General features: G+C 61.0%; 10 protein-coding genes. 6 read left to right on the top strand and 4 right to left on the bottom strand.

The features are described from left to right. The first annotated feature begins 23 nt into the window (after positions 1-23). The 3 genes from ESD82_RS07765 (at position 24) to ESD82_RS07755 (ending at position 1,747) form a co-directional block, all read left to right on the top strand. Positions 24-221: a hypothetical protein gene (locus ESD82_RS07765; RefSeq protein ID WP_140848564.1), complete on the top strand. Its 198-nt coding sequence runs from the start codon at positions 24-26 to the stop codon at positions 219-221. 616 nt (positions 222-837) lie between these two features. Further along, complete coding sequence (locus tag ESD82_RS07760) at positions 838-1,092, top strand: hypothetical protein (RefSeq protein ID WP_147429455.1); 255 nt, start codon at positions 838-840, stop codon at positions 1,090-1,092. A gap of 13 nt (positions 1,093-1,105) precedes the next feature. Continuing rightward, positions 1,106-1,747, top strand: coding sequence for a hypothetical protein (locus ESD82_RS07755; protein WP_147429456.1), 642 nt, complete (start codon positions 1,106-1,108; stop codon positions 1,745-1,747). Between the two features lie 541 nt (positions 1,748-2,288). Here the strand turns inward: ESD82_RS07755 and ESD82_RS07750 are convergent. Then, positions 2,289-3,734 carry a DUF4942 domain-containing protein gene (locus ESD82_RS07750; protein ID WP_147429457.1) on the bottom strand — a complete coding sequence of 482 codons (1,446 nt, stop codon included), beginning with the start codon at positions 3,732-3,734 and terminating at the stop codon, positions 2,289-2,291. Between the two features lie 88 nt (positions 3,735-3,822). Here ESD82_RS07750 and ESD82_RS07745 point away from each other — a divergent pair, with 88 nt between their 5' ends. Beyond that, positions 3,823-4,713, top strand: a complete 891-nt coding sequence (locus ESD82_RS07745) for an ArdC family protein (protein WP_147429458.1) — start codon at positions 3,823-3,825, stop codon at positions 4,711-4,713. A gap of 599 nt (positions 4,714-5,312) precedes the next feature. Here the strand turns inward: ESD82_RS07745 and ESD82_RS07740 are convergent. Continuing rightward, positions 5,313-6,032: a hypothetical protein gene (locus ESD82_RS07740; RefSeq protein WP_147429459.1), complete on the bottom strand. Its 720-nt coding sequence runs from the start codon at positions 6,030-6,032 to the stop codon at positions 5,313-5,315. Further along, the gene (locus ESD82_RS07735) at positions 6,032-6,754 is read right to left on the bottom strand and encodes a nucleotide-binding protein (RefSeq protein ID WP_147429460.1); all 723 of its coding nucleotides are present in this window, start codon (positions 6,752-6,754) and stop codon (positions 6,032-6,034) included. The genes ESD82_RS07740 and ESD82_RS07735 overlap by 1 nt, the downstream gene beginning before the upstream one ends. Before the next feature lie 499 nt (positions 6,755-7,253). Between ESD82_RS07735 and mobC the strand changes: the two genes are divergently transcribed. Together mobC and ESD82_RS07725 are read left to right on the top strand one after the other, a co-directional pair. Further along, the gene (gene mobC / locus ESD82_RS07730; protein ID WP_147429461.1) at positions 7,254-8,003 is read left to right on the top strand and encodes a plasmid mobilization relaxosome protein MobC; all 750 of its coding nucleotides are present in this window, start codon (positions 7,254-7,256) and stop codon (positions 8,001-8,003) included. Continuing rightward, positions 8,000-9,871 carry a relaxase/mobilization nuclease domain-containing protein gene (locus ESD82_RS07725; protein ID WP_147429462.1) on the top strand — a complete coding sequence of 624 codons (1,872 nt, stop codon included), beginning with the start codon at positions 8,000-8,002 and terminating at the stop codon, positions 9,869-9,871. Before mobC ends, ESD82_RS07725 begins: the two co-directional genes overlap by 4 nt. 81 nt (positions 9,872-9,952) lie before the next feature. On the opposite strand, the gene ESD82_RS07720 is transcribed toward ESD82_RS07725, so the two are convergent. Next, positions 9,953-10,900: a type IV secretory system conjugative DNA transfer family protein gene (locus tag ESD82_RS07720; RefSeq protein ID WP_167521729.1), complete on the bottom strand. Its 948-nt coding sequence runs from the start codon at positions 10,898-10,900 to the stop codon at positions 9,953-9,955. Between the last annotated feature and the right edge of the window lie 5 nt (positions 10,901-10,905).

Here is a 10,905-nt window from a genome sequence, read left to right as displayed (position 1 = left end):
AACACATTTCAAAAAGGTTCGACATGATCAAGTTCACACAAGGTAATTACCCTATTTACATCGCGCGGCAACATATCATCGCGGTCCAACCTGATCAGAATGGGGCGACAAAAATTGTGACCACGGGCCGGGAAACTTCCAATGGTGCGAACTATGCAGCCTTCATCGTCAAAGAGAGCATTGAGGAAGCTGTCGCGGCGATTAACGCTACTTCCAACTAAGGCGCGAGGATATGGCGCAGGAGCGACGATGATGTTCGTTGGTATCTGCCTGATCTACGAGGCTATGCAGCACAGAAAGAAATAATGGGCGTCTGCCCGCAAGCGGGCACCGCGTTCTAGTCCGGCCTGGCGGCCGGACGCGAGCAGGCGGCGAGCGAGACCCCAGGTATCGAGCGACCCGCCTGCGGGAAGCTGGGCAGAAGGTTCGTCGGAGATCCCGGCTGGCGCCGGCATCCGGTTGATCCAGGAGCCGCCCGGGGGGATCGACGCGGGCCAGGCCCGCGCTCACCCCCCGGCCGACGCCATTTCCTTTTCCTTTTGTCCGCCAACAGGCCGGCTCTGCAAAGTCAATAGACGCCATCGCCGTGACGGGCTCGGACCCTCCGTAATTTTCTCCTGCGTCGAAAATGACGGTTTCCAAGCCCGTCACGGCGACAAGCCCCCCTCGGGGGTGGCTATGACTTTGCCGATCCGGCCCGTGGGCCGGGCTTCGCCCTCACCCACTCTGTTCCGCCGGAAACATGCGTTTCCGGCAGGTCAGACCGGCCGAGGCGCAGCCCATCGCGGACAGGGGCACCAAGACCCCGCCGCCATCGCAAAAGGAAAGGATGCCGCTATGGCTGTTTATGAGATTTCCATGACGATCGAGGACGGACCCGTCACCTTCCGGCCAGATGATCTGGACGAATGGCTCGATGAGATGGGCCTTGAAATCCAAGGCTACAACGAAAACCCCCGCCAGCGCGAGGAACTGCAAGGCCAGCCCAAGATCGCCGGCCTCTATGGCCCGTTCTGGGGCGCCTACACCCATGATGGCGAGCCCGTCATCCGCTACGAAGATCCGCAACGCTGCCGCGACTTGAGCCAGTGAGGGAGGGCAGAGCATGACCTTGCGCAATTATCCCGACCTGACCCGCGGCGAAGGCCGCTGGCTCAACCTCTGGGCCGCATTCGACCTGACCGCCGAATATCTCGGCACCTTCACCCTCGACCAACTCCACGAGATGGCGAGCAGAGAAGGCAAATGGATCAGCGCCGTCCAGTATCGCCGCGCCGGGCAGCGCATCGACGAAGCTGCCCTTGCGACCCGTTTCAACGGGCTTTGCAAGGGAGACAGCCCTTTCGACTTCACGGGCTTCCGCATCTCGCCGGTCCGCAACGAGTCCGATGATCCCGAATGCACCTGTTTCGAGGTTTGCGAGCCGGGCGAACAAGCGTTCTGGTCCGTCTATGGTTTTCATGCCGAGGCGCGGGAATGGCTTCTGGTCCACGATTGCGAGGCGGGAGAGGAAGGCGAAATTCTGGCCCGTCTGGTCGAGCTTACCGGCCATCTGGTCGAATATCGGGACGCCGGAAAAGCCTATGCCAACACTCGGCTGGCCGATCTGCCCGAGATCATCGGCCAGCGCATACTTGACGAAGTGCCCGATCAGGACGACCCGGCCGCCCGGGCGGACGATGCAGACGCCCACCCCCTGACCGATCTGCGTGAGCGCATTCTGGAAGCCATCCAGCGCCGTGCCTGATCGACATGGCCGCGCCCTGAGGCGCGGCCCCCTGCCCCGAGGATTTCCGGAGCGAAGCGGGGAGGGCGCAGCCCTGCCCGCGGCCGACTGGCGGACTGTCAAGGGTCGGGAGGCCGGGGTGGTGCGGCCCGCAGGCGCGCAGCGCCGAGGACACGGCCCGGCTGGACGACGACGCGCGGCACGCGCGGCGCTTGCCCATTGACCGGCCGGCAGGCGGGTGCTGGGCGGACAAAAGGAAAAGGAAAAGGAAAAGGAAAAGGCGTCGGCCGGGGGGTGAGCGCGGGCCTGGCCCGCGTCGATCCCCCCGGGCGGCTCCTGGATCAACCGGATGCCGGCGCCAGCCGGGATCTCCGACGAACCTTCTGCCCAGCTTCCCGCAGGCGGGTCGCTCGATACCTGGGGTCTCGCTCGCCGCCTGCTCGCGCCGCTCTGCATCCGGCCAGGTCGCCGCGGTTGCAGGGCAGGGAAAAGAAAGGCCCCCGCCGAAGCGGGGGCAAGTGTTCCTCATCGCAAAAGAGGAAGAAGCGTTAGGTAGCTCACGCTATCGGTTCGGCTTGCGCAGCGTCAAGACAACCGTGTTGATCCGCACGCCCACCTCGGCAAAGGACTCGGCGGGAAGATCCCGCCACATGCCGCGCCATCCTGGGCTGAAGGTTTCGGCCCATGCCCGGAATTTCTGGTGCGCCGGCGTTTCGTTGACCTCGGCCGAGGCGGGCAGGATGGCGCGCAGCTCGCCGCCCGGTTTCAGGAAGTCGAAGGCATGGCGAACGTGGTTCATCCAGTGGGTGCCGGCGAAGGGCGGGTTCATCAGCACGGCGTCATAGACGGGCTGCGGCTTCGTCTGAAGGAAATTGGCGCAGCTGACCTGGAGCCGGTCCGAGGCAATGCCGCGCAGCACATCGGCCCGGCCGGGATGGATTTCGACGGCATCGACGCTGACGGGGCGCTTCAGCAGCTCGCGCACGATGTTGCCGATACCGGCCTCGGGTTCAAGCACGCGCTGGCCTTCCCGCAGATCGAGCCCGTCCAGCAAGACGGCGACGGCCTCGGCCGGGGTCGGATAGAAGGCCAGGACGCGGGCGACGGCGGTTGACGTGGGGCGGTAATCCTCGGGGCGGTCTTGCCTCGGGGCTGCATCGGCCAGAACCTCGCCATAGTATTCGGCCAGCGTCTTGTTGACCTTCCGCACCAGCTCGTCATTGACCATCCATAGATGGGCATTGCCGTTCTTGAAGCAGCGCACCTTGAAATAGGTGGTCTCGATCTCGTCCTGGCGCGGGCCGATGGTGTTGCGGCGGGCTATGCTGATCGCGCGCTCCAGTTCGCCGGCACGGTCGGATTGGCCGTCCAGGATCGAGAAGGCGCGCTCGATGTCATAGAGAACCTGGCGGATTTCACCGTAGGTAAAGCCGCCCCATTCGTTGAACACCCGCGTCAGGATGATGCGCGATCCGATTTTGAATCCGTCATGGCTGCGGAACCGCCGGTCCAGTTGGCTGAAGGTCCGGGCGACCCCGCGCCGCCAGATCATGCCGGCATCGCCCATCAGCCGCTCGATGGTGGCGGTGATGTTGTCCATCGTGGCCGGCGGCACGTCGCCCTGCATGGCCGCGTCCAGATCATCGCGTTCCTTGGCATCCATGATCTTGCGCAGGCCGGATTCTTCGAGAAGCCGGGTCCAGATCGCGGCATCGAGGTCGCGCCGAAACGCCTCGATGCTTTCGGCAGGATCGAACCGGGCGGGGAATAGCCGGTCCCGTGCCGATTCCTCGCCCCGGTCGGTGCGGGGCGAGTGCCAGCCTCCATGCGCGCCCTTGGCGGTTTGGGCGGCTTCCTGCGTCAGATCGAAGGCGGCGCGCAACGCGGCCGCGCCTTCCTCTATCCGGGCAAGGGCTGCGTCGCGGGCGGTGCAGATGGCGGCAAGGTTCAAGGGTGCGACCAAAGCGCCCGGCTTCATCGGGGTGTCGTGGAACATGGGAAAAAGCACGGGGCTTTTTCCAGATCAAACCGGAGAGGCCACGCCCATCGCGGACAGGGGCACCAAGACCCTGCCGCCATCGCAAAAGGAATGAACCATGGCCGTGAAATTCGACCTCTACCAGCATGTCACCGATCAGATCATTGCCAGCATCGAGGCGGGCACCCCCGCGTGGCGCAAGCCTTGGACGGGCGAGGCTGCCACCATGCAGATGCCGCGCCGCGCCAACGACGAAACCTATCGCGGCATCAATGTCCTGATGCTGTGGCTGGTCGCGATGGAAAAGGGCTATCGGGCGGCGCACTGGTTCACCTACCGTCAGGCGCAGGAGCATGGCGGGCAGGTCCGCAAGGGCGAAAAGGGCGCTATGGTTGTGAAATACGGCACATTTGACCGCGAAGATGCCGAGACCGGCGAGGATAGAAAAATCCCCTACCTGAAAGGCTACACGGTTTTCAACGCCGAGCAGATCGACGGCCTTCCCGAGAAATTCCATGCCGCCCCGGCCGAGACGGCCCGTGATCTTGGCACCGAGGCCGATCACCGCCTTGACGCCTTCTTTTCCGCCACCGGCGCCGACATTCGCACCAGCGACGATCCGCGCGCCTACTATCACCCGGCGCAGGACTTCATCCACATGCCGCCGATCGCCACCTTCCACGACGCCGGCCGCTACTACGCCACACTTGCCCATGAGGCTTGCCACTGGACCGGCCACAAGTCCCGGCTGGATCGGTTTTCCCGTTTCACCGACCGCAAAGCCTATGCGTTCGAGGAGCTGGTTGCGGAAATCGGGAACTGCATGACCTGCGCCAGCCTGGGCCTGACCCCTGATTTCGGACAATCGGGCGCCTATGTCGAAGGCTGGTTGCGCGCGCTGGCTGATGACAAGCGGCTGATCTTCAAGGCGGCGGCCGAAGCGCAGAAGGCGGCCGAGCTGCTGTTGAAGGCCGCAGGCACCACCAACGAGGAAAGGGCGGCCGCATGAGCGGCCCCCAACAAGACAGGAGGTCCGATAGCATAATTGACCCTGTTGATGAGCTGCGTTCCATCTGGACCGAAAAGGGCGTTCCCGCAGATCGACAAGACGAGATCCTGGCCGAGATCGAAAGGCTGGCGCTACCCGGGGCGAAGATTGGCCCCTTCACCATGCCAAATAAATAGCTTGTATGTTGTTGAAGGCTTCTGCCCCTCAAACGGTCTGGCTCGGCGGATCGACCGCCGGGCCAGACTGTTGCGGCAAGGATAATTGTTCATTGAAATAAAGTGTTATTCTGGAAGGCCGCAGATTGCCGGCAATCTGAGGATTGCCGAAGACTTTTCCGGGCCTGCGGCCGTCCGGCTACCGCCGGCTGAATTGAGGCGCGGCATGCCGCGCCGCGTGATGGTTTGTGTTCGCCACGCGGGCTCTGGGCGGGACCAGGGCGGAAATGTCAAAGCCGGGCACGAGCACTGAATTGTCCACAGCACTCCCTCACGTTCCTTCGCTCCATGATGGCACGTCTCGTTCGGTCGGCTGCAAGCCCAAGCCGCTTTCGCGCCTCGGGTGGACAATTCAATCGGGAGCGTTCCTCTGGATGCGCAAGTTCAGTAGCCTTTCTGTGTCAGGTAACGGTCCAGGCTTTCGATGAACTTTACACGCGTCCATCGCGACATAGGCGCTTCCAGCCCGGTCATGTCCTCGGGGTCGATCTCGGCCGCCAGCTTGGCATAAGCCTCTGCGCTGACCATCATCGTCGTATCGAAGTTGTAGCTGGCATCCGAAATGCGCTCATGCGGTATTTCGGTATAGCGGATGCCTCGCTCGATCTGCTCGATCAGCACAGGGCGAAGCTCCTTAAAGCCCTTACGGATAACCGCACCCACCGGGCAGCGGGCCTTTGTCGCCCAGACCTCTGCACGCGAAACAAGATCGGTAGGCATGCGGAAGGTGACCCGGATCTTCTTCCTCTCAGCATCTTTCCCCCCTGCCCTCTTTTTTTGCGATGCTATTGCGGCACCCGGTATTGGTGCTTCAGCTTCGCGCTGCGCCTCGCTCGTCGCCTCGGCGACAGGCTTTGTCTGTTCCATTGGTGTCACAGCTGGCTCGATCTTTGCAGGCTTTTCAGTTGGTGCGGGAGTCGGGACCAGGCGTTCAGGCTTCTTCGCGACGGTCGAGGCCGGGTTCGGATCGGCCGCGCCTGGCTTCTGGCTCGTAACCGGTGCTGCTGGCTTTGACGTGTCGTGCAGTTCCGCCGTGATTTCGAGGCGACGCGCAAAATTCGGGTCACGTTTTGCGATGATCCCGCGATCCTTCAACCTCGCCATTATTCGTTCTCCTTGATGATGCGGTCAAATTCATCGAGCAGATCGCCCATCTCCTTGATGCCGTCCTGTAGTGATTTTGCGAGCGACCTGTTTGGATGCTTGTCGCGCACGACACCGAGCAAACCGCTATCGTTCATGCGTTCATAACAAGCCCTCACCAGCACGAAATCATCAAGCATCGGTAGGCTATCGAACATGATTCCCAACTGCTGGCTGGCGGATTCGGTTATCTTCTGTGGAACATGGCTGCCGATGACGCGGAAAGGTGGGACGTTTTCCGGGCGGGTGACGCGATCCTTGAGCCTGACATGCCACATACCTGTCTCCGTGGTGTCGCGCACGTCCTGGGACGATGGGCGGCATGGGGCGACGATAAGGTGCGACTCCATGGCCATTTCGTCCTGCGCTTCGGAGCCGCCACCGAAAGTGTCGATCAGGATCAGGTGATCCTCTTCAGGCTTCTCATAGATCGCATTGATTGCAGAAATGACCTCTTCGGCCGAGAGTGTTGCGATGACCTCTGCTCTATCATGCCAGTAACCCTGTGCACTTGCATCGTTCTTCCAATGGTAGATGCCGGCGTTGTCGTCAGTGTCAAAGATTGTGACGCGCTGGCCGCGGTCAATGGCAACGGACGCTAGGCCGCGCACGAGGGTCGATTTGCCGCAACCACCCTTCTTGTTCATGACGGAGATGATCCGTCTGCCCACCTTTTTCGCCATCAGCTGTCCCTCTACATTCGATCTTAGGCACCGACAACCGGGAACCCGCAACCATTATCCCGAGACCATAGCGCAACATGCGCAAACCTGCAACCAAAATACAACAACCAGCAACCGCAAGCCGCAAACCGAATCACGTAAACGGCAATAGTAAAACCGATAACCGCAACACGTAAACCGACAATCATAGTCCGATAAACCGCAAGCGACATGCAACAACAGCCAAACAGAAACGCGCAAATAACAACCGCTAAGCGTAATACAGCATCTGCAACCCAGCGATAGACAACCCACAAAGAGCAACCGGCAAACGGAGAGCAAAATACCGCATCCAGCATACTATAACATGCAACCAGCAACCGACAAGCTGCAACACATTATCCAACGAATAGCCCCAGGAGCCACTGAAAGGGGTCGCGGAGCGGCTCCTTCTTCCGCCGATCTGGTTCCCTCGGAAAGGCAAGAGGCGCGTCCTGCGGCCGCTTGAGGCGGTGCCACGATGTGGCAAGCTGTCACCTGGGCAGAAGCCGGTCTCTTTGTGCCGCACCAGACAACATTTCTCACGCCCGACAAGGGGCTGCCTGCGGCAGCGCATTTGTCGTTGTTTCGAGGGCGTGAGAGAGTTATTTTGGCACAAAAAGGAAATGGCAGGAAATGCGGAATGTATACAAGCTTTGCTGCCCAGGTGACGGAGTGGTTTCGATTGGCTCGAAAGACCTTGACCAAGGCCCAGAAGGAGGAAGCTCTTCGCCAGCTTAAGGCGGGGGGCGCAGTATCTACTGTCGCAGATGCCGTGGGTGCACCAGCTGCCACTATCTCGAAGGAAAGGGCCCTGCGCGTCAGGCAGTCGGAGGCCACGACGACTTATGGAAGCGTCGTCACTGTCCGGCTTTCGCCTGAAGAAGTCCGTCAGCTCGACGGGCTGAAGGCCGTCCTCGGCACGGATTCCCGGTCCGATGTTCTGCGTAGCTTGCTGCGATCAGGTGTCGGCATGATCGAATTTCCGCCGGACCAGGCCGCGAAGATCGAGGAAATCAGGCACGAGCTTCACAAGATCGGCGTCAACATCAACCAGATCGCCTTTGCCGCGAACGCAAAAAAGATCAAGCTCGCGAAGGGGCATATGGGTGCGCTCGAAGAGCTGCGCGCAGCCTTGCCCCAGGTCCGCACCTACCTTCAGGCTGTCGTGAGCGAGCAACGCCGGCGTGGCATCAGACTGTTCCGGGCCTTCGTGGAGGCCAACCAGTGACCGGGATCGCCAATATCCTCGTCGGCGAACTCGATCTATCGGGCCGGAACTGGGGCAGGTCGTATACCGAGCTCGAATTTTATCGAGCCGAGCGGGACCGCATGGTCGCGGCGAAGCGTGAGAAGTTTCGCCTCCAAGCCAGTGCGCAAAACCTCTGGCGAGTCGCGCAGGGGTCGAACTCTGCGGTGCTTAAGAAGATCCACAATGGTGGCACCCATACAGCCAAGCAGTTGTCCAACCAGCTTGATTACCTGTTCGGCAAGGCGTCAACGATCTTCGGCAACATGGTCGATCATGACCCGGACGCGCGCACTCTGTCACCGGATGAGCGAAAGGCAATCGTTGAGCAGTGGTCGGATGAATGGACCGGCGATCCGAAGAATGGCCATACCACTCATCTTCTCATCAGTTTCCCGGCGGATGTTGGAGCCAAGCGTATCCCGCCGATCGTAGAGCAATGGGCCGCTGAACTGTTCCAGCAGGGCAGTCGCGTCGAAGGAGAAGAATGGGCTTATGTCGCTGCCCTTCATACCGACAGGGCCAACAAGCACGTCCATATCGTCATCAACAACCGTGGCCTGGAAAGAGACACCTGGTTCTACATGGCAAAGGGCCATGCCTTTGATCTTGATGACATGAAGACGCGGTTGGTCGAGATTGCAGCCGATCACGGCATGTTCCTGGACAAGAGCAGTCGTGTCGACCGCGGTATCATGACTTATGGGCCATCGCGCGCGGAGATCGAGCGTGCTGGCCGCGAGGGCCGTGCGCCTGTTGAGCGGCCCAGGCAGGGCAGGGCGCTCGCCGATGCCATGGAACAGGTCGAAGAGAACGCACGGATGCTTCGCAGCATGGCATCCTTCGCGTGGATCATCAGCGACGAGGACCTGGCGCTGAAAATCGAAACGGCCGCCGAGACCCTTGAGAATGGCGGTATCATCCACCCCCGAAATCAGGAGATCATCATGGATGCCGAGACCATCAAGACACGTGGAGACCTGGCCTCATCCTTCGGCAAATGGCTGGACGACACCGAGAAGGACATCAGCAGGTTGCCACATGCCGAGCAGCGCGAGATGCGCAGCGAATTTTATCAGATCGCCGCTGAAATCGTGCGCGACCTCGGGGATGACCGCGGTGCGCAGCTGATGCACCACGAGGCCCGCACCGCGCTGTATCAGACCCAGATCACGTCCGACACCGTGTCCGGGATCGGCCAGGAGAAGCAGGTCGGGGAAGACGGCGCCCGCGAGATGAAATCCAGGATCGAGCATTTGGCCGAGGATGCGGGACTGGATCGGGCCAAGATCAGCGAACGTATGAGCCTTGGCGCGGCGAACGCCTGGCAGGAACGGGAGTGGATCAAGGAGGATCTTCTTGCCGTCGCCGACGCCAAGAAGATCGACCTGTCCAGCGAAGAGGGCAGGGGACGCGCAGCTGACATTGTGGACGGGTTCTACAACGCCGCCGCGAAAGTCCTATCCCAGGCCATTCAGGTTGATCTGACGCCTGAGAACGATCGCCTGACGCGGACTCTTGGCCACATGGCCGACAGCCTTGGCAAGCACGGCAAGGTCGAGTTCCAGAACGACGATGACGCGCGACGTTTCGGCCAGGACTTCCGCGAGCGGTATGGTCAGGACAGCATGAACCGGATCGCCGAAGGCGATACAGGTGCTTTGGCAGTCGATTTCCCTGACGAGAACCGCCGCCGCGACGTCGCCAAGGCCGTGGTCGCTGCCGCCCGCGTTCATCAGCCGGTCGGACTGACGCTTGAGCAGGTCAAGCAAGCCAACGAGCGGTTCGCAGAGCAAGAAAGTGCAGAGCTGGATCATACGCGCAACAAGGATCTCGGTCACGAGCTCTGAGAGCCATTGTATATAGTGTGATGCAAAGAGGCCCGCGCAGCGCGCGGGCCTTGTTTTCATCTCGCCAGTCGTGGCGCTGGCCTACTTGCTCAGCTTGGCCTTCAGTCGATCCTGGAACATCTTCGCCCTCTCTATCCTGGCCTGATCGTCCGGTCTAAGGGCTTCGCGGGCCTCTTCATCGGTCAGGATAGGTTTCGAGCCTTCAACCTCTGCCATGACCGACCTGGCTGCGGTTTTCTGTGTTGTAGGTTGTTGGTCGCCGTTTTGCGGTTGTTGTTTCGTATAGGGAATGGGCTGGAACTGCTCGATGCGGGATTGAAGCTGCTCAATCTGCTGCCGCATGGCCTGCATCGCGTGACGCTCATCCGGGTAGGGCAGCGGTCCTTTCTGAGCTTCCATGATCTTCTGGAAGAACGGATCTTTGAAATAGACGATCCGGTCTGCGAGGATCGCGTGCTGGCGCTCGGGGATCAGGATGACCTTTGTCGGGTCAAGCTTTTTTACCTCGTCCGGGGTGAGCAGGGGCCGCTCTTCATTCCGGCGCGAGACGGAACGTCGGCGCATCCCCTTGCCATCCGAGGAATAGCTGTCGCTGACCGAGAGCCTGGTCGTTTTGCCCAGGGCTTCCGACACCTCGGCGGCGGTCTTTTTCTCGTTCGGGCTGATGAACAGCTTCATGCCGGCGGCCGACTCGATGGAAAGCCTGTCGTTTTCCTCGTAGATCTTGTCCAGGCCGGGGATCGACTGCGTGATTATGGAAACACGTCCACCATGGCCGGCCAGTTGCTTCAGGGACTGAACTACGATGGGCATCATGCCGAGCTGGTCGAACTCGTCCATGAGGATCATGACCGGCCAGGGCTCTGTCTTGGGGTTGGGCAGGGTCGCGCGCAGGGTCGCAATCAACTCGCCGAACAGCAGGCGCAGCAGAGGCGCGAGCGTGATGATGTCGTCGGAATTGACCGCCAGATAGACGGATTGCGGTTCCGAGCGCAGCGCCTGCCAGCTGAAATCATTGCCGCTGGTCACTCGGG

The organism is Paracoccus pantotrophus, assembly GCF_008824185.1.
GTDB lineage: Bacteria > Pseudomonadota > Alphaproteobacteria > Rhodobacterales > Rhodobacteraceae > Paracoccus > Paracoccus pantotrophus.
The sequence above is the reverse complement of the archived record's forward strand: the minus strand, read 5'-3'. Positions and strand labels throughout refer to the sequence as shown.

Excerpts from the sequence above, each read along its gene's own strand:
- ESD82_RS07740 (WP_147429459.1), bottom strand. The coding sequence starts at position 6,032 with ATGGCGAGGTTGAAGGATCGCGGGATCATCGCAAAACGTGACCCGAAT.
- ESD82_RS07760 (WP_147429455.1), top strand. The coding sequence starts at position 838 with ATGGCTGTTTATGAGATTTCCATGACGATCGAGGACGGACCCGTCACC.
- ESD82_RS07745 (WP_147429458.1), top strand. The coding sequence starts at position 3,823 with ATGGCCGTGAAATTCGACCTCTACCAGCATGTCACCGATCAGATCATT.
- ESD82_RS07765 (WP_140848564.1), top strand. The coding sequence starts at position 24 with ATGATCAAGTTCACACAAGGTAATTACCCTATTTACATCGCGCGGCAA.
- ESD82_RS07735 (WP_147429460.1), bottom strand. The coding sequence starts at position 6,754 with ATGGCGAAAAAGGTGGGCAGACGGATCATCTCCGTCATGAACAAGAAG.
- mobC (WP_147429461.1), top strand. The coding sequence starts at position 7,254 with ATGTGGCAAGCTGTCACCTGGGCAGAAGCCGGTCTCTTTGTGCCGCAC.
- ESD82_RS07755 (WP_147429456.1), top strand. The coding sequence starts at position 1,106 with ATGACCTTGCGCAATTATCCCGACCTGACCCGCGGCGAAGGCCGCTGG.